The 22,290-nt window shown below is 64.3% G+C and carries 16 protein-coding genes; 7 read left to right on the top strand and 9 right to left on the bottom strand.

Annotation, left to right across the window (positions count from 1 at the left end; genetic code table 11):
- Position 1: 1 nt before the first annotated feature.
- The 4 genes from JYK05_RS18145 to JYK05_RS18160 are packed head-to-tail and all read right to left on the bottom strand — an operon-like array spanning position 2 to position 3,779.
- Positions 2–808, bottom strand: a complete 807-nt coding sequence (locus JYK05_RS18145) for an ATP-binding cassette domain-containing protein (protein WP_371826433.1) — start codon at positions 806–808, stop codon at positions 2–4.
- Entirely contained in the window at positions 805–1,599 is a 795-nt protein-coding gene (ssuC, locus tag JYK05_RS18150; protein ID WP_206468661.1) for an aliphatic sulfonate ABC transporter permease SsuC, read from the bottom strand. Before ssuC ends, JYK05_RS18145 begins: the two co-directional genes overlap by 4 nt.
- Positions 1,600–1,607: 8 nt before the next feature.
- Complete coding sequence (gene ssuD, locus JYK05_RS18155) at positions 1,608–2,756, bottom strand: FMNH2-dependent alkanesulfonate monooxygenase (protein ID WP_206468662.1); 1,149 nt, start codon at positions 2,754–2,756, stop codon at positions 1,608–1,610.
- A 48-nt stretch (positions 2,757–2,804) separates the two neighbouring features.
- Complete coding sequence (locus tag JYK05_RS18160) at positions 2,805–3,779, bottom strand: sulfonate ABC transporter substrate-binding protein (protein WP_206468664.1); 975 nt, start codon at positions 3,777–3,779, stop codon at positions 2,805–2,807.
- A gap of 203 nt (positions 3,780–3,982) precedes the next feature.
- Between JYK05_RS18160 and JYK05_RS18165 the strand changes: the two genes are divergently transcribed.
- From JYK05_RS18165 to JYK05_RS18175, 3 genes are all read left to right on the top strand, one after another.
- Positions 3,983–4,810, top strand: coding sequence for a MetQ/NlpA family lipoprotein (locus JYK05_RS18165; protein ID WP_206468666.1), 828 nt, complete (start codon positions 3,983–3,985; stop codon positions 4,808–4,810).
- A gap of 117 nt (positions 4,811–4,927) precedes the next feature.
- Positions 4,928–7,327 (top strand): ATP-binding protein, encoded by a 2,400-nt coding sequence (locus tag JYK05_RS18170; RefSeq protein WP_206468668.1) that lies wholly within the window; start codon positions 4,928–4,930, stop codon positions 7,325–7,327.
- A 111-nt stretch (positions 7,328–7,438) separates the two neighbouring features.
- The gene (locus JYK05_RS18175) at positions 7,439–9,742 is read left to right on the top strand and encodes a PAS domain S-box protein (RefSeq protein WP_206468669.1); all 2,304 of its coding nucleotides are present in this window, start codon (positions 7,439–7,441) and stop codon (positions 9,740–9,742) included.
- A 14-nt stretch (positions 9,743–9,756) separates the two neighbouring features.
- On the opposite strand, the gene JYK05_RS18180 is transcribed toward JYK05_RS18175, so the two are convergent.
- The 3 genes from JYK05_RS18180 to JYK05_RS18190 form a co-directional block, all read right to left on the bottom strand.
- Positions 9,757–10,932 (bottom strand): hypothetical protein, encoded by a 1,176-nt coding sequence (locus tag JYK05_RS18180; RefSeq protein ID WP_206468671.1) that lies wholly within the window; start codon positions 10,930–10,932, stop codon positions 9,757–9,759.
- Positions 10,933–11,198: 266 nt separating this feature from the next.
- Positions 11,199–12,422, bottom strand: coding sequence for a UDP-galactopyranose mutase (gene glf / locus JYK05_RS18185; protein WP_206468673.1), 1,224 nt, complete (start codon positions 12,420–12,422; stop codon positions 11,199–11,201).
- Positions 12,410–13,672: a glycosyltransferase family 1 protein gene (locus tag JYK05_RS18190; RefSeq protein WP_206468675.1), complete on the bottom strand. Its 1,263-nt coding sequence runs from the start codon at positions 13,670–13,672 to the stop codon at positions 12,410–12,412. The genes glf and JYK05_RS18190 overlap by 13 nt, the downstream gene beginning before the upstream one ends.
- Before the next feature lie 279 nt (positions 13,673–13,951).
- Between JYK05_RS18190 and JYK05_RS18195 the strand changes: the two genes are divergently transcribed.
- On the top strand, positions 13,952–16,165 hold the full coding sequence (locus JYK05_RS18195; protein ID WP_241269944.1) for a family 1 glycosylhydrolase: 2,214 nt from the start codon (positions 13,952–13,954) through the stop codon (positions 16,163–16,165).
- Between the two features lie 9 nt (positions 16,166–16,174).
- Here the strand turns inward: JYK05_RS18195 and JYK05_RS18200 are convergent, their stop codons facing one another.
- Entirely contained in the window at positions 16,175–17,125 is a 951-nt protein-coding gene (locus tag JYK05_RS18200; RefSeq protein ID WP_206468679.1) for a LysR family transcriptional regulator, read from the bottom strand.
- Between the two features lie 135 nt (positions 17,126–17,260).
- Between JYK05_RS18200 and JYK05_RS18205 the strand changes: the two genes are divergently transcribed.
- Positions 17,261–18,325: an Ldh family oxidoreductase gene (locus JYK05_RS18205; protein ID WP_206468681.1), complete on the top strand. Its 1,065-nt coding sequence runs from the start codon at positions 17,261–17,263 to the stop codon at positions 18,323–18,325.
- A 45-nt stretch (positions 18,326–18,370) separates the two neighbouring features.
- Here the strand turns inward: JYK05_RS18205 and JYK05_RS18210 are convergent, their stop codons facing one another.
- Complete coding sequence (locus tag JYK05_RS18210; RefSeq protein ID WP_206468683.1) at positions 18,371–19,723, bottom strand: MFS transporter; 1,353 nt, start codon at positions 19,721–19,723, stop codon at positions 18,371–18,373.
- Between the two features lie 300 nt (positions 19,724–20,023).
- Between JYK05_RS18210 and JYK05_RS18215 the strand changes: the two genes are divergently transcribed.
- Together JYK05_RS18215 and JYK05_RS18220 are read left to right on the top strand one after the other, a co-directional pair.
- Positions 20,024–20,692 carry an MEDS domain-containing protein gene (locus tag JYK05_RS18215; RefSeq protein ID WP_206468685.1) on the top strand — a complete coding sequence of 223 codons (669 nt, stop codon included), beginning with the start codon at positions 20,024–20,026 and terminating at the stop codon, positions 20,690–20,692.
- Entirely contained in the window at positions 20,682–22,289 is a 1,608-nt protein-coding gene (locus tag JYK05_RS18220; RefSeq protein WP_206468687.1) for a hybrid sensor histidine kinase/response regulator, read from the top strand. The genes JYK05_RS18215 and JYK05_RS18220 overlap by 11 nt, the downstream gene beginning before the upstream one ends.
- Position 22,290 lies beyond the last annotated feature (1 nt).

Raw genomic sequence — 22,290 nt, forward strand, 5'->3', positions numbered from 1 at the left:
CTCAAGCCGGACGCAGCACGCGCGACAGCACGCGTTCTTCGAGTTCGGCGAACTCTTTGGCGGTCCGCGAACGCGGCCGCGACAACGACACCGGCGTATCCAGCGTAATACGCCCCTGCTCGATCAGCACGATGCGATCGCCGAGCGAGACGGCTTCCTGCACGTCATGCGTGACGAGCAGCGCGGTGAACCCGTGCTCGCGCCGCAACCGCTCGATCAAGCCCTGCATCTCGATGCGCGTCAACGCGTCGAGCGCGCCGAGCGGTTCATCGAGCAACAGCAGGTCCGGGCGATGCACCAGCGCGCGCGCCAGCGCCACGCGCTGCCGCTGACCGCCCGAGAGTCGCGTCGGCCACTCCTTCTCGCGCTCGGACAACCCCACTTCGGCGAGCGTCGCGCGGGCTTCTTCGCGCCGATTGCGTCTGTCACGCGGCAGGCCGATCGTCACGTTGTCGAGCACGCTTTTCCACGGCAAGAGCCGCGCATCCTGAAACATGATGCGAACCTGCAACTCGCCGCCGGGCGTCGCGGCATGGCGCTCGACCACGCCGCCCGACGCTTCGTCGAGCCCTGCAATGAGCCGCAGCAAGGTGGATTTGCCGCAGCCGCTGCGACCGACGATCGACACGAAACTGCCGCGCTCGATCGAGAAGTCGAGGTCAGCCAGCACGCGACGCTCGCCGAAGCGCTTCTCGACGCCGCGCAGCGACACGGCGACATCGCGGCTCACAGACGTTCGGGCGAGCGGCTCCGCGGCGCGCGATGCGGGCCTTTGAAGATCCAGGGTATCGAGAGAAATCAGAGTCACGACTGCGCCTCGTGTTGATAAGCGGGATGCCAGCGCAGGCTCGCGCGTTCGATGGCGCGGGCGGCCATGTCCGCGAGCTTGCCGAGCGCTGCGTACAGCAGAATGCCGAGCACGACCACGTCCGTTTGCATGAACTCGCGCGCGTTCATCGTCATGTAGCCGATGCCCGACTGTGCCGAGATGGTCTCCGCGACGATCAGCATCACCCACATCAGGCCGAGCGCGAAGCGCACGCCGACGAGAATGGACGGCAACGCGCCGGGCAAGATCACATGTCGATACAGCGCGAAGCCCGAGAGGCCATAGCTGCGAGACATCTCGATCAGATCGCGGTCCACGGAACGAATGCCGTGATACGTGTTCACGTACACCGGGAAAAACACGCCGAGCGCGACGAGCACGAGCTTCGCCTCTTCACCGATGCCGAACCAGAGAATGAGGAGCGGGATCATCGCGAGCGCGGGGATGTTGCGGATCATCTGGACGGTCGAATCGAGCAGAATCTCGGCGGGTCTAAAGAGCCCCGTCGCGAGCCCGAGCACGAAGCCGATGCCGCCGCCGACCGCGAAGCCGGCGAACGCGCGCCACGCGCTGATTCTCACGTCGGCCCACAATTCGCCCGACTGCCACACGGACCACGCGGCCTTCGCGACCGCGAGCGGTTCGGGCAACACGCGCGCAGACAGTCCGCCCGAGCGCGCGGCCGCCTCCCACGCGAGCAGAATCAGCAACGGGACGATCCAGGGCAAGACGCGCGCGCCGGCACGCCGTAGCGTTTGGTTTGGCTTCATCGCGGTGTTCAACCTTGCGCGGCCTTCGGCAGCTCCGACGTACCGATCACTTCGCCGAACGGCCCCGACAGCGGCCCTGACGCGGACGCCTTCTGCGTGCGCGGCAGCAGCGGAAACACGAGCTCCGCGAAGCGGTACGACTCCTCCAGATGCGGGTAACCGGACAGGATGAACGTGTCGATCCCGAGTTCGGCATATTGCTTCATCAGCCCGGCGACCTGCTGCGGGTTGCCGACGAGCGCGGTGCCCGCGCCGCCGCGCACGAGCCCGACGCCCGCCCACAGATGCGGATACACCTCCAACTTGTCGCGCTTGCCGCCATGCAGCGCGGCCATGCGCCGCTGCCCTTCGGAGTCCATCTTCGAGAACTGCGCCTGCGCGCGCTGGATGGTCTCGTCGTCGAGCTTGCTGATGAGCTTGTCCGCATCGGCCCAGGCTTCGGCTTCCGTTTCGCGCACGATTACATGCAGGCGAATGCCGAAGCGGATGCTGCGCCCTTCTGCCTCGGCGCGGCGGCGAATGTCGGCGAGCTTCTTCTCGACTTCGGCAGGCGGCTCGCCCCAGGTGAGATACGTGTCGATATGCTTCGCCGCGATTTCGTGCGCCGCCGCCGACGATCCGCCGAACCACAACGGCGGATGCGGTCGCTGCACAGGCGGATACAGCACCTTGCCGCCTTCCGTGCGCAAATGCTTGCCCGCGAAGTCGTAACTACCCTTCTCGTGCGAGCTTTCCAGCAGGCCGCGCCAGATGCTCAGAAACTCATCGGTGATTTCATAGCGCGTGTCGTGGCTTTCAAAAACGCCGTCGCCGGCGAGTTCGTTCGGATCGCCGCCTGTGACGACGTTGATGAGCAGGCGCCCGTTCGAAAGCCGGTCGAACGTGGACGCCATGCGCGCGGAGAGTCCCGGTGAACTGAGGCCCGGCCGGATCGCGACCAGGAATTTGAGGCGGCGCGTCGCGGGAATGAGGCTCGATGCGACCACCCACGCGTCCTCGCACGAGCGGCCCGTCGGCAGCAGCACGCCTTCGTAGCCGAGCGTGTCGGCGGCGACGGCGATCTGACGGAAGTAATCGTAGTCGGCGGCACGCGCGCCTTGCGACGTGCCCAGATAGCGGCTGTCGCCGTGAGTCGGAATGAACCAGAAGACATTCATGCTAGGGCGTTTCTCGTATTGGTAGGTTCGTTAGTATCGCGAATCGTATTACGCGACGTTCCAGCGCGCCTCGGTCACGTCGAGCTTCTTCGGGATCAGCCGAAGATTGGTGAACGTATCGGCAATCTGCTGCTGATACGCGAGCGTCGCGGGCGATATGGCTTCGATGCCGTACGCGGTGCGCTGCAACGCGTGCTCGATGGTCGCGGTATCCAGCCCGACGAGCGGCGAGAGTTGCGCCGCGACGGCCGGTACGTTGTCGCGCGCCCAGCGATCGACATGATCGAGTTCTTCCAGCACTGCGCGCACGATCTGCGGCTGGCCGGCGGCGAACTTGCGCGTCGCGACGTAGAACTGGACGTTGCGCACGAGCCCGGTGCCGTCTGCGAGTTGCCGCGCGTTCGCCTGGCGCTCGATAGCGGCGAGATACGGGTCCCAGATCACCCATGCATCGACGCTGCCCTGCACGAAGGCCGCGCGCGCATCGGCGGGCGCGAGATAGACCGGCTGAACGTCCGCGTACGAAAGCCCCGCTTTCTTGAGCGCCTCGACGAAGAGGTAATGCACATTCGAGCCCTTGTTCAAGGCGATTTTCTTGCCGCGCAGTTGCGCGACCGAGCGGATGTTCGAATCTTTCGGCACGACGATGGCTTCGGCGCGCGGCGCGGGCGGCTCGCTGCCGACATAGACGAAATCGACGCCTGCTGCCTGCGCGAAAATAGGCGGCGTCTCGCCGACCGTGCCGATATCGACGGCGCCGGCATTGAGTCCTTCGAGCAGTTGCGGCCCGGCCGGAAACTCGAGCCATTGCACCGTGACGCCTTGCGGCGCGAGGCGCTTTTCTAGCGTGCCGCGCGCTCTTAGCACGACGAAGTTGCCGTATTTCTGATAGCCGATTCGCAGGGTCTTGCCGGCATCGTCGGCACGGGCGACATTCGGTGCAAGCGCGCTCGCGCCCAGCGCGGCAAGCGTGACGAGCGCGCGTCTGCGAGTCGATGACGGCGGCGCGTTTTCATATGACATTCGTGGTTCCTCGGGCGATGAGCGATGGCATCGTCGATGCCGCATTCCCGGTCATCGTAACAACGCTCGCCGCGCGGCCTAAGCGAGAAATCGTGATAAGCATTGCAGCCTGCGCGCGCAATATGCATAGCGTTCGATATTGTTTGCGGCGACGTATGCGCGCCCCTAGCATCACGTCTCTTTCCACTGACGACGTCGCTTATATGAAGACTTTCACGCCATTCAAATCCGCTCTCTTCTCGGTTCTGCTCGCATGGGGCGTGGCAGGGTTGCAACCGGTTCAGGCTGCTGGCCAGACGGTCCGCGTCGGCATCATGTCGGGCGAGGACGAGGATGTCTGGCGCGCGGTCGCGGCCAACGCAGCGAAGCACGGCATCACGGTGAAGGTCACGACCTTCTCCGACTACACGCAGCCCAACGAGGCGCTCGCGCAACACGATCTCGACGCAAACTCGTTTCAGCACAAGCCGTATCTCGATGCGCAGATTCAGGCGCGTCACTATGCGATCGTGCCTGTCGGCTTCACGTATGTGCAGCCCATCGGCCTCTATTCGCGCAAGGTGAAATCAGTCGCGGATCTGCCGCAGAACGCGGCGATCGGCGTACCCAACGATCCGAGTAACGAAGGCCGCGCGCTTCTGCTGTTGCAGGCGAACGGCGTCATCAAGCTGCGCGATAACGTCGGTCTCTTGCCGACCGCTCGCGACATCGCGGAAAACCCGAAGCACGTGCAGATCAAGGAACTCGATGCGGGCATCGTCGGTCGCGCCATCGGCGATCTGGATGCCGCGGTCGTCAACACCGACTGGGCGATCAAGGCGGGCATTCAGATTCCGAAGGAGCGCATTGCGCAGGAGAAAGTGCCGGGCAATCCGTATCGCAACTTTATCGCGGTGAATGCGAAGGACGCTCAGGCGCCGTGGGCCAAGACGCTCGTCGAGAGCTATCAGCAGGCGAATGTCGCGTCGACCATTCTCGCCGTGTATCACGGGGCGACACTGCCGGCATGGGAGGGCGCGCCGCAGCATTGATCGCATGTGCGGCCGCTCCGCCCGCGGCCGCGCATATTAGGGGCCGGCACGGACGTTGCGAGGACTAAGGTTCGTCCAAGCAAAAAGCGACGCAGCCTATCGTGCGTCACCCTGCCTATGGCTTCGCCATCATTATTCGAAGAAATATTCAACACCGCCCCTGTCGGCAGCTACCTGCTCTCTCCCACGCCCGAGGCTATCGTTCTCGCGGTCAACGATGCCTTCCTGAAGGTCTCGACGCTGCGTCGCGAAGACATGGTGGGCAAGAGCCTCTTCGACATCTTTCCTCATAACGAATCCGATCCGAACGATACGGGTGTCGAAGCGTTGCGCCAATCCATCGCGCGTGCAAGAGAAAGCGGCCGCGCCGATCATATGCCGCTACAGCGCTTCCCGCTGTGGGTCAGCGCCGAAGACGGCAGCATGCGCTATGAGGAACGATTCTGGAGCGCGGTCAACACGCCGATCTTCAACGCGGAAGGCACGCTGATCTGCGTCTCGCACACGACCACGGATGTCACTGCCGCGCATCTGACGCAAAAAGCGCTGGCCGCGAGCGAACAACGGTTCCGCACGCTTTTCGATGCGATCAATCAGGGCTTTTGCGTGGTGGAGATGGCATTCGATGATCGCGGCGAACCCGTCGATTACCGGTTTCTCGCGACGAACCCCGCATTCGAAGCGCAGACCAGCGTGGTCAACGCCGTGGGAAGGAGCATGTCGGAACTCGTGCCCGGCCACGACCGGCATTTCTTCGAAATCTACGGTTCGGTTGCGAAGAACGGCGTGCCGATTCACGTTCAGGTGAGGGCGTCGAAGCTGCATCGCTGGTTCGACATCTATGCGTTCCGCCCCGACGCGTCGATGCCGAATCAGGTCGGCGTGCTGTTCTCCAATATTACCGAGCAGCGCAAAAGCGAGGAGCGTCTTCTCGCGAGCGAGCAAAGCGCGCGCGCCGCCGCGCGCAAGGCACTGGACGCCACGCGCCGTCTCGACGCGGTGCTGGAAGCGGCGCCTATCGGCATCGTCGTGTGCGATCAGCATGGCGGCATCGAGCGTGTGAATCGCTCTTTCGTTCAGCTTTGGGGCGAAGCGCATCCGCGCCCCGCGACCATCGACGATTTCGCGCAATGGAAAGGACGCTGGGCCGATCATTCCGACAAGCACGGTCAAACGCTGAACGCGCACGACTGGACGATTGCCCGCGTGCTCAAGGGCATCGGACCGACGACGGACATTGTCTCGATCGAGAGCTTCGACGATCCGCCAAACCGGCGCACGCTGTTGAGCACCGGCGCGCCGATACGCGACGAGCACGGCGCCGTGGTCGGCGCGGTCGTCGCTCAACTGGACATCACGGACCGCATCAACGCGGAAGAGGAACTGCGCCTTGCAGACAAGCGCAAGGACGAGTTTCTCGCGATGCTGTCGCATGAACTGCGCAATCCGCTTTCGCCGATAGCGAGCGCCGCGCAACTGATGCGCGCCGCGCCCAGCGACGCGCGGCGGGTCAGCAAATCGTGCGAGATCATCTCGCGGCAAGTGAAGCACATGACCGGTCTGATCGACGATCTGCTCGACGTGTCGCGCGTGACGCAGGGGCTCATCAAGCTCGACATGGAAGTGCTCGATGCTAACCGCATCGCGGCTGACGCCATCGAGCAGGTCAGGCCGATCATCGATCGAAAAAAGCATCGGCTGTCGCTGCTCACGTTGCCGTCCGCTGCGCTGGTTCGGGCCGATGAAAAGCGGCTGACGCAGATCTTCGTCAACCTGCTCAACAACGCGGCGAAATACACGCCTGAAAAGGGCGATATCCAGTTCTCGGTCGCGGCCGAAGGCAAGTTCATCAAGGTGACGGTCACGGACAACGGCATCGGCATGACGCCCGACGTCGCGGCGCATGCCTTCGATCTGTTCGCGCAAGCCGAGCGCAGTTCCGACCGCACGCAAGGAGGACTCGGCATAGGGCTCGCGCTCGTTCGAAGCCTGGTCGCGCTTCATGGCGGCACGGTGAGAGCCTATAGCGCGGGACCCGGCAAAGGCAGCACGTTCGTTGTGTGTCTTCCCCATGCCGAGATGACGAAGACGCAGAGAAAGATCGAGCAGGACGACACACGTGAAGCGCCGTTCCTGACGCGGCTGCGCGTTCTGATCGTCGACGACAATACCGATGCCGCCGAGACGCTCGCCATGTTGATGGAGACGCTCGGCAACGAGGTTCGAGTGGCCGCGAGCGGGACCACCGCGTTGCAGGAAACCGAGCAGTGGATACCGCACGTGTGTCTTCTCGATATCGGCTTGCCGGATATGGACGGGTATCAATTGGCAACGCTATTGAGGAATCAGCCGCGCACGGCCGATGCCGTTCTCGTCGCCGTGACCGGATACGGGTTGCAACAGGACAGAGACAAGGCGCTGTCGGCCGGTTTCGATCACCACTTCGTCAAACCGCTCGACGTCGGCAAGCTGTTCTCACTGCTCGGCGAAATCGCGTCGCGGCAGCGACAGGAATGAGTTTCACGTCGGCCCGCGCAGCCCTCGCTGTCGCCGGGCCGGACAGCGCGCGCGGCGGCACCCGTTAGAATGAACCGTACTGACCGCGTTCATGCTTCGAAACCGCCCTTCATGCAAGTTGCTCCCCTGCCCGACGACGAAACCGAACGCCTGCGCGTATTGCGCAGTCTGCACATTCTGGACACGCCCGCCGAAGAAGCGTTCGATCGCGTGACGCGCGTGCTGGCGCGCGTGCTCAGCGTGCCGATCGCGCTCGTGTCGCTCGTCGACGAGCATCGGCAATGGTTCAAGTCGCGGCTCGGAATGGAAGGGTGCGAGACATCGCGCGATGTGTCTTTCTGCTCGCACGCGCTTTTCGAAGCGGACATGCTGGTCGTGGAAGATGCGCGCAACGATTCTCGTTTCGCCGACAACCCGTTCGTCGCGGGTCCGCCGTTCGTGCGTTTTTACGCGGGCGTGCCGCTGCGTTCGAGCGACGGTCATGCCATCGGCACGCTGTGCGCGATCGATACGGTGCCGCGCGTGCTGTCGCCCGAAGATGCCGCGGTCATGCGTGATCTCGCTGCCATCGTCGAGCGCGAACTGCTGTCGCGCGAAAGCACGTATTCGGCGCGCGTGCTGCATCACGCGGACACGCAGGCCATACGCCTCTCGGAAACGCGATTCCGCACGATTTTCGAACAGACGCCGACGGGCGCCGCGATCGTCGCGCCGGATGGGCGCTTCGTCGAAGTGAATGCGCGACTGTGCGACATGCTCGGCTACAGCGCCGACGAACTCGTGACGCTGACGTTCCAGCAGATCACGTTCGTTGAAGACCTCGAGAGCGATCTGCAGAACTTGCGTGAGCTGCTCGCGGGACACATTCCGACCTACGCGATGGAAAAGCGGTATCTGCGCCGCGACGGTTCGCACCTGTGGGTTCAGCTTCACGTCGCGCTCGTGCGCCAGGCCAACGGCGAGCCGCTCCATTTCATTGCGATCGTGGAGGACATCGCGGCGCGCAAGGAAAACGAGCGGCTGCAGCGCGAGCACCGCGCGGCACTGGAAGAGCAAGTGAACGAGCGCACGGCCGAACTGCGCGCGACCAACATGCGGCTGCGCGGCGAAGTGGCGCGGCGCGAGACGATCGAAGCGACGCTGCGCACGCAGAACGAGCATCTTCAGGCGGTCATCGACAACGCGCAGGACGCGTATGTCGCGGTAGACCGCGAAGGCAACATCACCGAATGGAACGACGCCGCCGAACACATGTTCGGCTGGGGCCGCCACGAAGTCATGGGGCTGCCGATGGCCGAGACCATCGTTCCGCCCGCGTGGCGCACCGCGCACGACGCAGGCATGCGCCGCTTCATTCGCACCGGCGTGGCCACGATTCTTTCGAAAGCCACGGAAGTCACCGCGCAGCGCCGCTCGGGAGAGTTCTTCCCGGCCGAGCTGCGCATTTCGACCGCCGCGACGCCGGACGGCGAGACGCTCTTCGCATTCATCACGGACGTCAGCGAGCGCAAGCGCGTGCAGGCGGAGATCATCGAAAGCCGCGAAGCGATTCAGAAGGTCACGGACAGCTTGCCCGTGCTGATCGCCTACGTCGACCGGGACCTGCGCTATCAGTTCAACAACGACGGCTACCGGCGGCTGCTCGGGCGCGACACCGCGTCCATGCGCGGCAAGCCAGTCGAATCGGCGATGCCCGCTGCCATGTATCGAACGCTTGCGCCTTCGTTTCGGCGCGCGCTCGCGGGCGAGCGGCTGCAACACGACGATGTGGAAGATCACGAGGCAAACCCGCGCACGTGGAGCGTGTCGCTTGTGCCCGACATGCGCGGGCGCGAAGTGATCGGCTTCTACATGATGGCGCAGGACGTGACGTCCCGCAGGCAGGCCGAGCGGCAGCTACGGGCGCAAGCGATGCGCGACGCGCTCACCGGGCTGCCGAACCGGCGCGCGTTGCTGCTGCATCTCACGCAGAACATCGCGTCCGACAGCGCGACGCGCCAGGCGCTCGCGGTGTTCTTTCTGGATCTCGACCAGTTCAAGCCCGTGAACGACGCATACGGTCACGAGGCGGGCGACGAGCTGTTGCGGCTGGTCGGCTCTCGGCTCGCGGAGACCGTGCGGCATAGCGATTTCACGAGCCGTCTGGCGGGCGACGAGTTCGTGATCGTCAGTCACGGCGTGGCGGATGAAGCCACCGCGGCGCGCATCGCGGACGCCATTTGCAGCGCCATGAACCGCCCGTTCATGCTGGCTGGCACCGAAGTGAGGATCGCGACGAGCGTAGGCGTCGTCGTCTGCAACGCGCGGGCGCGAACGACGCCCGATGCGCTGCTCGCCGCCGCCGACAGCGCCATGTACGAGGCAAAGCGCGAAGGCAGGAACCGTTACCGGCTGGCGGCGCGCATCGTGGAATAGCGCGTAAAGGCGTGTTAATTGAGCGAGCCGTCCAGCGCCCCGGCGGTCCGGCCGCGTGTGGCGACGCCGAACCACGTCTGCCCGACGCGGTATTCGGCAATCGCGCCGAGCGCGAGCACGGCCGAGCCGAGTTCGAGCAAATGCGCCGGAGACATCGCGCTCGACAGCCACCAGAATGCGAGCAGCGAGCCCATGCGCATGACGAGCATCACGAGATCTCGCGCGACGATGCGGTCGACGAGTTCGCCGCGAATGTCGAGCGCGCGTTGATTGAGCACATGCTCGCTCGCGTTGAGGAACGGCCCCGCCGCCGCGCGCAGGATCGAATGGGCGACGAACAGCGCCGGAAGCCACGCGCTGAACCCGAGCAGCACGAACGAAATGGCGACGGCGAGGCACGACCAGCCGAGCCAGCCCGCGCGGTTATGCACGCCGCGGCTCTTGCGCGTCATGTACAGCGCGACCGCGCCCGCCAGTCCCGCGACCGTGGACACCCAGCCGAGGTCGCTCGCCGAACCGAGCGACATGGCGGCGCCGACCGACCCGACCGCGCCGCCGACGCCGAGCAGTCCCGACTCGACGAAAAAGAGCGGCAAACACGCGCGAAACTCCGGTTGCGCGATGACGCCGAGCGGATTCGTCGCGGGGACCATCGGCGCTTCGGAGACATGGCGACCCAGCGCAAGACCGGCGACCACGCACACGACGCCATACGCCACGTACAGCACGTGACTGCTGTTGTCCGTCTTCGCGAGGCAGAGCGTGGCGATGAGCGTCGCGATGATGCCGCCCGCGACGGCGAGCGCGCCGGAGCGCGAGGCGTAGCTATCGCGTTCGGTGTCGGTCAGCACGCTCATTTCGAGCCAGTAACGCGCGCTCCACGTGAGTCCGAGAAAGAAGCCGTACACGGCTGCCATCACCGGAATGGAGTCGCCGCCGCAGAGAAGCAGCGCGCCGGGCACGAGAAAACTGAGGCGCATCAGCCGCCGCCCGGTGAGTCCCAGGCGCGGGCCGAGCAAATAGACGAAAAGCGCTGCGCCGCTCGCGTCGCACAGCATGTAGGCGGTGAAACGAAACATGGCGTCGGTATCATCGACCCCGACGACGAAATAGCCGATAAAACCGGCCAGCGTCCCGATTGCTCCCTGCAGGGAGACAAAGAGGAGCATTTCCTGCTCGTGCTTCGACATGGTCTTGCGTTGAATGATCGATGCCCGGCACCGCGCATTGCAGTGTCGGACTGGCACCGGGCCAGACAGTGATGCTCGGTGCATCGTCGCTGTTCGAGGCGACGATTCGATCGTCCTCGGTAAGGAATGCCGATTTCACTTCCACCGCGATGGCCATACCCGGAAATTCCATCGCGGCGAAAGTGTAGTGTTAATCGGCGCTTACCTGCAAGACAAAACCACCCTAAAAACCACGGTAAAACATACCTTCCTAATGCGTGAAAGAATCAGACGGTAGCGACCTCGGCGCGAGTCCGGAATCCTTCCGCCGTGGCGATGCGCTCGACAAGACTCAACGCCTGAGCCACGACCTGATCCATGTTGTAGTAGCGGTAGCTTCCGAGCCGGCCCGCGAAGATGACTTCCGGATGCGCCTCCGCGAGCGCCTCGTAGCGTTTGAACAACTCCGCATTCGCGGGCCGCGGAATCGGGTAATAAGGGTCGCCTTCATCGCTCGGATATTCGTAGGTAATGCTCGTTTTCGCGTGCTCCTGACCCGTCAGATACTTGTACTCGGTGATGCGCGTAAAAGGCACTTTCTCGGCCGGATAATTCACCACCGCCAGCGATTGAAAGTGCTCTTGATTGAGCGTTTCGTGCCGGAACGCGAGCGAGCGATAAGGCAGTTTCCCGAGACAGTGATCGAAGTACTCGTCGATGGGCCCCGTATAAACGAGCTTGCGATAAGTCACCTCGTCGCGGACCTCGCGATAGTCCGTATTGAGCATGACCTTGATGTTCGGATGCGCCAGCATTTTCTGGAACATGCGTGTATATCCTTCGAGCGGCATGCACTGATACTCGTCGTTGAAGTAGCCGTCATCGGCTGTCGTGCGCACCGGCACGCGAGACGTCACTGATCGATCCAGTTCCGACGGGTCCATGCCCCATTGCTTGCGCGTGTATCCGCGAAAGAACTTCTCGTACAGTTCGCGGCCGATCTTGCTCACTACCACATCTTCAGACGTCCTTATTTCTGCGAGCGGTTCGGCGCGCGCCGCGAGAAACGCCTCGGCCTGCTGCGGCGAAAGGTCGAGCGAATAAAGGCGATTGAGCGTGGTCAGATTGATCGGCACCGGCACCAGCATGCCGTCGACGGATGCGAGCACGCGATGCCGGTACGGGCGCCATGCCGTGAATCGCGACAAATAGTCGAGTACGCGTCGCGCGTTCGTATGAAAGATGTGCGGTCCGTAACGATGAACGAGAATGCCGTCCGCGTTGTACTCGTCGTAGGCATTGCCTGCAATATGCGGGCGCCGGTCGATGAGCAGCACGCGCTGGCCGTACTCGCTCGCGAGCCGCTCGGCCATCACGCTGCCCGCGAAACCCGCGCCGACGATCAGGTAATCGAAGCCTTTGCGGTGCTGTGCGCGCGCATCGGTCTGTGACGGATGACCGCTCGATCCGGAATTGGACGATCCGTTTGCTGTCGTTTCTACGATGCGCATTTTTTCACCTCGGCGACCATTGCGGCGCACGTGTTGTCCCACGAAGTTCCGGCCAGCACCGCTTCGACGCGGCCGATGAATGCTGCGCGGTCCTGTCCGTCTTCGAGCGCGCTTTCGATGGCTCGCTCGAACGAGACCGCGTCATCGGCGATGCGGACCACGCCGCTCTCGCCGTAGCGCGACACCACATCGGCAATGGGCGTCGACACCACGGGGCGGCCTGCCGCGAGATATTCCGGCGTCTTTGTCGGGCTGATATAGCGCGTGGCCTCGTTGATCGCGAAAGGCATCAGCGCGACGTCCCAGCCAGCGAGATAGCGTGGCAGGTCGTCATAGGACTTCTGGCCGAGATAATGAATGTTCGGTGCTTGCGGCAGATCAGCGGGCCGGATCTTCGCCAAAGGACCGAGCATGACGAACTGCCAGTCCGGTCTCGCGGCGGCGAGCGCGCCGATCAGCGCGGCGTCGAAGCGCTCGTCGAGCACGCCATAGAAGCCGAGACGCGGGCGCGGTATCGGCGTCTGATCGTCTGGCTCGGAGAGAGGCCCGCGCGCCTTTTCGAAGTGCGCAACATCGACACTGCTCGGAAACGCATGCACGTTATGGTGAAAACGCCGCTTCGACTCATAGAGGCTCTGGCCACCCGTAAAGACGACATCCGCCTTACGCATGAGCCGCGTTTCGCGCTCCGTGAGTTGCCGCGGCGCGTTCTTGAAAGCGGACAGCTCGTCCATGCAGTCATACACGATGAGCCTGGCATCGAGATGATCGGTAAAAGCGAGCGTCATCGGCGAGTAGTACCAGAGACCGAGGTCCCATGTGCGCGTGTCCGCCAGATACGCGTCGAGCAGCGCGCGTTGCGCGCGCTCGTCCTCTTCCTGCGTGAAGCCGGAAGGAAGGCACGGCGTCAGTACCCGAATGCCTTCATCAGTAGTCCGAACATCAAGCGACGGCGCGGCGTTATCCGTTCGTCGAGGCTCTTCGAAGAAGAGGACTTCCGCCTGCTTCGCGATGCGCGACAGCAAGTGCTGCGGCCGCTGATACACGAAGTTCCAGCGAAGGTGCGAGAGGCAAAGGAACGTCCATGGCAGGCCCGATCGCGCGATTGAGATGCGCGGGCGAACGTGCGTCGACGGACTGTCTGCGGACCCGGCCGCGCTGGCGGCTGCGGGTTCTGATCGGGCTTGAGTCTCGCGCAAGAGAGTGCCTCCGGAAGTCACTGCCGGGCGGAAATCCGCCCGGACATTCATCCATTGCGTCGGTGAGATCCGAAGCTCGGCTGTTTTCGCCTCGCGTTGAAGCCGGGTGACGCTACGCATCGCGCACGCGGCGGCCCGCACGCAGAGTCCGGCAAGGCACTCATGCGCGTGTCGTCGCGCTTGCTGACAAATCTGCCACATGAGCGGCAATCGTTGTTCCAGCGCGAGCGTGCTCGGGGCAAACACTGATCGCGCAGGGCGACGGCATACCGAGTGCTTGAATGCGTCGTGGAACGCTCTCACGTCGTACTAATTTTTAGGATGCTGGACATGGATGATCGGCTGGTGCTGTGGGGAGGACTGGAATGCACGGTCAACCGGGTGCGGGATACGTTCTTCAGCCAGTTAGACCGTAACGGACATGCGACGCGGGAAGACGATCTCCAGCGCTTCGCCTCGCTGGGCATACGGGCGCTGCGGTATCCGGTGCTGTGGGAAAGAACGGCGCCGTCGAGTATCGACGAAGCCGACTGGTCATGGCTCGATGCTCGCTTGCCGACGCTTCGCGCATTGGGCGTCGAGCCGATAGCGGGCCTCCTGCATCATGGAAGCGGGCCGCTGCCCGGCGGACTGCTCGACCCGCACTTCGCGAGCAGGCTCGCGGAATTCGCACGAGCGGTCGCTGAGCGCTATCCGTGGCTTTCGTACTACACGCCGGTCAACGAGCCGAACACCACCGCGCGATTCAGCGGGCTTTACGGCGTATGGCATCCGCATGGCACGAATGACCGGACGTATCTCGAAGCGCTGATCAATCAGTGCAAGGCGACGGTGCATGCGATGCGCGAAGTGCGGAAGGTCAACCCGCACGCGAAGCTCGTGCAAACCGACGATCTCGGCAAGACGCAAGGCACGCCGGCGATGGCCGGGCTCGTCAACTTTTACAACGAGCGGCGCTGGCTTTCGTGGGATCTGCTGTGCGGCAAGGTGACACGGCAACATGCGTTGTGGCGATACTTCATGGATGCGGGCGTCGCGGAAGAAGACGTGCTGTGGTTCGTCGACAATCCGTGTCCGCCGGATATCGTCGGCATCAACTACTACATCACGAGCGAGCGCTGGCTCGATCACCGGACGCATCAGTATCCGCAGGCGTACCGGTGCGAATGGTACGGTCATCGACTCGCCGACATCGAAGCGGCGCGCGCGCTCGCGCATCCGCCGCAGGGCATACGGACCGTGATCGACGAAGCGTGGCAGCGGTATCGCTTGCCGCTCGCAGTCACGGAAGCGCATATCGACTCGACGCGTCAGGACCAGTTGCGCTGGCTGCACGAGATATGGACCGCCGCGAGCGAAGCACGCCAAGAAGGCGCTGACGTGCGTGCCGTGACAGTGTGGGCGCTGCTCGGCTCGTACGACTGGAACTGCCTCGTCACGGAGGAACGCGGCTACTACGAATCGGGCGCATTCGACGTGCGCGGACACGAGCCGCGCGAAACGGCCGTTGCCGCGCTGATGCGCGATCTCGCCGCAGGACGTCCGCACGATCATCCTGTTCTGCATGGCACGGGATGGTGGCGCCGTCCGGGGCGCTTTCTGTGCGAGCCGGTCGTACTCGACGCATCCGGCACGCTGACCGCACCGGCGCGTCAAAGTCATCTGACGCACTCGCCTGCGCCGATTCTCGTCGTCGGCGACGGCGCGCTGGCGCAACTTTTCGCAACCATCTGCGCACAGCGCGACTTGCGATACGCCGCCGTGTCAGCGGACGACGTGCTCGGCAATGAGGCGATCGGCACGTTCGAGCCTTGGGCCGTCGTCAATGCAATCGATCCTCCCGATGCCGATGATGCCGGACGCAGTCCGGGCGATCGCCTTCGCGCGATGACGACGACAGCCGCCGCGCTGGCCGACGCTTGCGCCGCAGCGGGAATCGAATATCTCGCCTTCTCGTCCGATCGCGTGTTCGACGGCCGCGCGACGTGCCCGTATGTCGAAACGGACGACGTGAGCCCGCTCGATCGTCTGGGCCGTTGCATGGTCGAGACCGAACGAGAGGTGTTGAGGCGTTTTCCGGAGGCGCTCGTCGTTCGCACGGGTCCGATCTTCGGTCTATGGGACAGCGGAGACTTTCTCGCCCCGACTTTGCACGCACTCGCTGAAGACCGCTCGTTCGTCGCCGCAAAGGACGTGACGATATCGCCGACCTATGCGCCCGACCTCGTGCACGCGTGCCTCGATTTGTTGATCGATCGCGAGTCGGGCATCGTGCATTTGAGCAGCCGCGGCGCCCTCACGTGCTTCGAATTTGCGGTTCAGGCAGCGAGCCTGGCCGGTCTCGATACGAACCTCATCGACGCGCGCAACGTCGAGTCGATGCGTCCGCCCGCGCCGCAGCCTCTTTATCGCGCGCTGGCCAGTCGAAGGGCCGCCGTGCTGCCGACGCTCCAGGATGCGCTTCGGCGCTGCATCGAACACTGGCGCGCGCAGGTGCGCGAGCGCGAGCCGGGACTCGCGATGCAGACGAGAAGCGACGCATGACGCGGCATGTCAACGCGAGTGCTGCGCCGCGATCGCCAGCAAGATGCCGACGAACTCGTCCATCGCTTGCGAAGTCGTCTCGTCTTTTCGCGTGATGACGCTGTAGTTCGACATGGTGCGCCGTATCGGCACATTGAGATAACCGAGCAGGCCGTGCTTCACGTACTTGTCCATCGCGGCCTGCGGCTGAAGCGAGATCATGTCGGTGGCTTGCAGCAATTCCAGCGTCGAGAAAATGGAAGGCGTTTCCACGATGCCCACCGGCGCGACCATGCCGGCCGCCGCGAACGTCTCTTCGAATAGCTGCCGCATCGCGGTGCCTTGCGGATACAGAATCCACGGCCATTGGCCGAGGCTCGTCATCTCCACGCGCCGATCTTTCAACAACGGATGATGCTGCCCGACGACCGCGCGCACCGGTTCCGCCAATAGATCGACCACATGGAACAGCGCTTCGTGCCGCGCCTCGGTCGGGCGTCCGACCATGACATCGATGCGCCTTTCTTCGAGCCATGCCGCGAGCTGATCGCTGCTCTGCTCCACCAGCTTGATGATGAGCCGCGGACGTCGGCGCTGTATCTCCTTGATCGCCGCGGTGACGAGTTGCGCGGCCGAAGCCGGAATGAACCCGACCGTGAGATGGCCATAGCCGCCGTTCTTCAACGTCGCGAACTCGCCCGAGAACTTGCCGAGGTTCGAAAGCGTCGTGCTGGCATAGCGCACGGAGAGCGTGCCGAGATCGGTCGGCCGCATTTCGCGCGGCAGGCGTTCGAAGAGCGGCGCATCGAACATCGCTTCGAGGTCGCTCAGGATCTTCGTCGCGGCCGGTTGCGTGATGTGCATCTGTTCGGCCGCGATGCGCAGGTTGCGCGTGCGCCCCAGCAGTTCGAGCAACTGGAGATGCCGGAAGCGTAGCTTCGTGAGCACCTGGGCAGCGGAGAGCGTGGAATCTTGCGACATAGGGTAAACGTGCGCCGACTCATAACCGAATGGAATTGATTCTACTCAATTCGCGATTGGACGCTTATCGAAAGCGCATCGGAAAATTTGAGGCTCTCCGCATACACGAACTCTTACCTGACCGAACCCATCACGATGAACACACCAGTCCGATACTCCGCCGATGAACTGCAAGCCTTCGCCCGGCGTCTCTTCACGAAAGCCGGCATGGAAGACGTGAAAGCGCAAGCCGTGGCGCGCACGCTCGTCGACGGCGACTTGATGGGACACGACACGCATGGCCTCGCGTTGCTGCCCGGCTATATCCGCGAGATCGAAAACGGCGCGATGACATGCGCCGGCGAACCGGAGGTCGTGTCGGACCGCCGCGCCAGCGTGTTGTGGGATGGCCGGCGTCTTCCCGGGCCGTGGCTCGTTCTTAGCGGCATCGACACGCTCGCGCCGAGAGCAAAGGAATATGGCAGCGCGACGCTCGTGATCCGGCGCAGCCACCACATCGCTTGTCTTGCGAGTTATCTGGAGAAAGCCACGGCGGACGGATTCATGATCGTGCTCGCGAGTTCCGATCCGGCGGTGCAAAGCGTCGCGCCTCACGGCGGCACGCGTTCGGTCTTCACGCCGAATCCGATCGCAGCGGGCATCCCCACGTCGGGCACGCCGTTTCTGATCGACATCTCGGCATCCACCGTGACGAACGGCATGACCGCGCGCCGCCATAAAGCAGGCGAACTGTTCGACGAAGCCTGCTTTCTCGATGCGGACGGACACCCTAGCCGCGATCCCGCCGTGCTCTCAGCCGAGCCGCCGGGGTCCATCCTGCCGGTCGGCGGCATGACGTGGGGACATAAGGGCTTCGGGCTGGCGCTCATGATCGAGGCGCTGACGGGCGGTCTCGCCGGTCACGGCCGGGCCGATCCGCCGGATGGCTGGGGCGCGACCGTATTTCTTTCGCTGTACGATCCCGCGGCTTTCGGCGGTCCGGCCGCGTTCGAGCGGCAAATGGACTGGATCGGCGACGCGTGTCGGGAAAATCCGCCGCGCCCGGGAACGTCGAGCGTGCGGATGCCGGGCGATCGCGGATTGGGTTTGAAGCGCGACCAGTTGCGCGACGGCGTGGTGCTGCATCCGACCATCGCGCCGGCGCTGGAAGCCTGCGCCGAGCGCTATGAGATTGCGTTTCCCGCCGCGCTCGCCGGCTAACGTATCAACGCGAGCGGGCGTCGCGGCGGTGTGCTGGGTGTGCCGTTACGCGCGCTCGTCCAGCGCGGCCGGCGGAATCGGGCCGCGCACCAGCACCCAATAGCCGATCACCGCGACGGCCGCCACGCCAGCCCCGACAAAGAGCGCGGGCTGGAACGAGTGCGACTGCTGCACGATGAAACCCGTCACCACCGGCGCCAGCGCGCCGCCGAAGTAGCCGCCGAAGTTCTGCATCGCGCCGATCGACGCCGTGCAGTTGGCAGGCGCGGCCACCGAAGCCGTCGCCCAGGCCGCGCTGCTCGACACGTAGAGCAGCAGCATCGAGATGGAGATGAACACGACCGCGAGCGTCGCGCTGTGCGTGAGGCCGGTCAGCACCGTGAACACGGCGACGCCGAAGAGCGAAGCCGCCATCGGATATTTGCGGCTATTGACCGCCGATACGCCGCGCCGCGCGAGCACGTCGCAGATCTTGCCGCCGGAGAGCGAGCCGATCACGCCGAAGAGATAGGGCACCGCCGCCACCCATCCGGACTTCGAGATGGTCAGATGGAACTCCATCTGCAGATACGTCGGCAACCACGCGTTGTAGAGCCACAAGACGTAGATGGTGCCGAAGAAGCCGAGCAGCATGCCCCACGTCGTGCCGAATTCGAAGAGGCGCCGCCATTCGCGCCACGTCGGACGGCTCTGCACTTCGCCATCGACATCCGTGAGGTAGGCGCGCTCGCGTTGCGTCAGTTCGACCTGACGCGGGTCGCGATGCACGAGGAAGAAGCACAGCGCCACGACGAGTCCGGCAATGCCCATGATGCCGAACATCCAGCGCCATCCGACGGCCAACATCACGACCGTCAGCAAAGGCGCGGAAATCGCGGTGCCGAGCGTAGACGAACTGTTCCAGATGCCGGTTGCGGCGCCCCGCTCTTTCTTGCCGAACCAGTCGCGCACGACCTTCGCGCTCGTCGGAAACTGCGGCGCCTCGCCGATGCCGAGCACCATGCGCGCGGCGAAGAACTGGCCGAAGCTCGTCACCACGCCGCCGAACGCTTGCGCCACTGACCACGTCGCGAGACTGACGGCCAGCATGATGCGCGCGCCGAAGCGGTCGACGAGCGCGCCGGCCGGCAGTTGCGCGAACGCATACGCCCACAGGAACGCCGAAAGCAGCAGGCCCATTTCGGCGACCGACAGCCCGAGGTCGTGGCGGATCAGCGGATTCGCGATGGACAGCGTGGCGCGGTCGATGTAGTTGATGACGCCGCTCAAGAGGAGCAAGGCAAGCGCGGTACGCTGGATGCGCCGGACTCGCGGCGAAGCGCGGTCGTCCGACGCGACGTACTGGGCGCCGCTCGCGTCCGTTTCCGGCACGCGCGGCGCGGTGGAGGATTGCTCCATGGGTATGTCTCCTGGATATTTGTTTTGTCGGCGAAGCCGTGTGTCGATTCCGACGCGCGCAAGGCGGCATTGGACTGAGGCACGATAAGTCGGCCTTCGTCAGAAATCCAATCACAATTCCTCGGGAACCGATTCCATTTGTTTATCGCGCGCTAGGGGCAAACCCGCGCCTCGCCGAGCGTCCTGCCGGCGTTTGCGTCGTTACAACGGTCTCAGGCGCAGGACGAATTACCGGACTCGTGCCGCTTGTCTAGCGTATCATTGCCGCGCCCCCCTCCTATTCCCCACCAGAAGGACTTCATGCATCCGCCTAAATTGGCCGGTACGCCGCTCGACGCGTATCACGTCTGCGCGTTCTTCAACAGCCGCGACGAAGAGTACGCAACGCTCAATCCTTTCTTCAAGGAGGCGGTCGAAAATGGCGAAAAGGTCATGCATATCATCGATCCCGCTTTGATCGCCGACCATCGCGCGCGGCTCACGGCATCCGGTATCGATGCGGCGCACTGCGAGGCGTGCGGCCAGCTCGAACTCGTGCCCTGGGGCGAGGCGTATCTGAACCGCGAAGGCGTGTTCGACAAAGACCGGATGCTCGCCGCCGTCGAGCACATGACACGCACCGGCAGCGATGCGGGCTTCTCGCGTCTGCGCATCATGGGGAACATGGACTGGATATTCGCGGACATCGAGACTGCGCCGAAGCTGATCGAATACGAAGCCGAGGTCAACGAGGTGCTCGCTCGCAACCGCCAGCCGGGCATCTGCGTCTACGACATAGCGAAGCTGTCGGGCGCCATGCTGATGGACCTGCTGCGCACGCACCCGATGACGCTGATCAACGGTGTCGTGCAGGAGAATCCCTTCTTCACGCCGCCTTCGCAGATGATTCGCGAGCTTAAACAGCGTCGCAGCGCCGACGCCGCGCGGCGCGTTCGTCCGGACGCCTCGCTCGAAGAGCATGACCGCTGACAGGGCAACCGATGCGCTGTCGCGGGAAGCCGCGGAGCGCAGCCTGCGTGATCTCATGGGTCTGCTCGCGCTGCCCGCGTTATGGGCAGGGCGAGATGGCCGCACGGTCATCGAGCTGATGACCGAAGCCGTCGAGCGAATCGTGCGCCTCGACATCTGCTACGCGCACGTGCCGTTGCTGCCCGACGCCCCACCCTTCGATAGCCTGCGTCTGTCCGAAGCGCAAGCCACCGCCGATACGCGCCTCGCCTGGGAGCCCGCTATCGAAGCGTGGCGGCGCATGCCCATCGGCCCGCGAGCCGTGCTGCAGGCGACGCCGGCGGGCCCGCAACGGCTCGTGCGCATGAGCATGGGCTACACGGCCGCGCAGGGCAGCGTCTGGTTCGGCTCGGCGGATCCGTCGTTTCCCACCGTGACGGACCTCGCGTTCCTCCGCGCGGCGACCTCGCTCGCGGCCACCGGTTTGCAGGCGGCGCGGGCCGCTCACGAACGCGAAACGGCCAGCCGCGCAAAAGACGAGTTCCTTGCCATGCTCGGCCACGAGCTACGCAATCCGCTCGCGCCGATCACGACTGCGCTCGGCCTCATCCGCAAACATCGTGGCGGGACCTCGGACAAGTATCACGAGATCATCGAGCGCCAGGTGTCGCATCTGTCGCGCCTCGTCGAAGATCTGCTCGACGTGAGCCGCATCACGCGCGGCACCATCGAGCTGCATCTGGAACCCGTGCGCATCGGGTCGGTGCTGACGCGGGCGATCGAGGCCGCGAGTCCGCTGATCGAGCAGCGCGGCCAAACGTTGTCGCTCTCCGTAACGGACGACGGCGCGTTGATCTCCGCGGACCTCACGCGGCTCACGCAGGTCTTCGGCAATCTGCTCAACAACGCGGCGAAATACACGGATGCAGGCGGCGCCATCCGCGTCGAAGCCGTGACGCGCGCGACGGAGATCGTCGTGTCCGTGTCCGATAACGGCGCCGGCATCAGCGACGAACTGATGCCCCGCCTCTTTACCATCTTCGAGCAGGGGCGAACCACCATCGACCGCGCGAAAGGCGGATTGGGGATCGGCCTTGCGCTGGTGAGGAATCTCGTCGAACTGCACGGCGGTACGGTGACCGCAACGAGCGAGGGGCCGGCCAAAGGTTCCACCTTCGTCGTGACGCTGCCGACTGCCCCGCATGCGCTCGCGCCGGTAGACCCGTTGCCGTACGGGCAAGCGCTTCCCGACGGCAACGGCGTGCGCGTGCTGCTCGTCGACGACAACGAAGACGGTCTTTTGGCGATGGAAGCGTTTCTCACCGAGATCGGATTCGATGTCGCAACGGCGAGCCTGCCGGAGACGGGCCTCAGAGTGGCGGCGGAGTTTCGCCCGGCGTTCGCCGTGCTGGATATCGGCTTGCCGGGCATGGACGGCTATCAGTTGGCCGGGGCGCTGCAACGGCAACTCGGCGCTCACGCGCCGCGCCTTTTCGCGTTGACCGGCTATGGCCAGCCAGAAGACCGCAAGCGCTCCGCGGACGCCGGCTTCGAGCGTCACTTCGTGAAGCCGGTGCCGCTCATGGATCTCGCGGAGGCGCTGCGCGTCATCGACTGAC

Origin of the sequence: Caballeronia sp. M1242 (assembly GCF_017220215.1) — a bacterium.
In the GTDB taxonomy this organism is placed as follows: domain Bacteria; phylum Pseudomonadota; class Gammaproteobacteria; order Burkholderiales; family Burkholderiaceae; genus Caballeronia.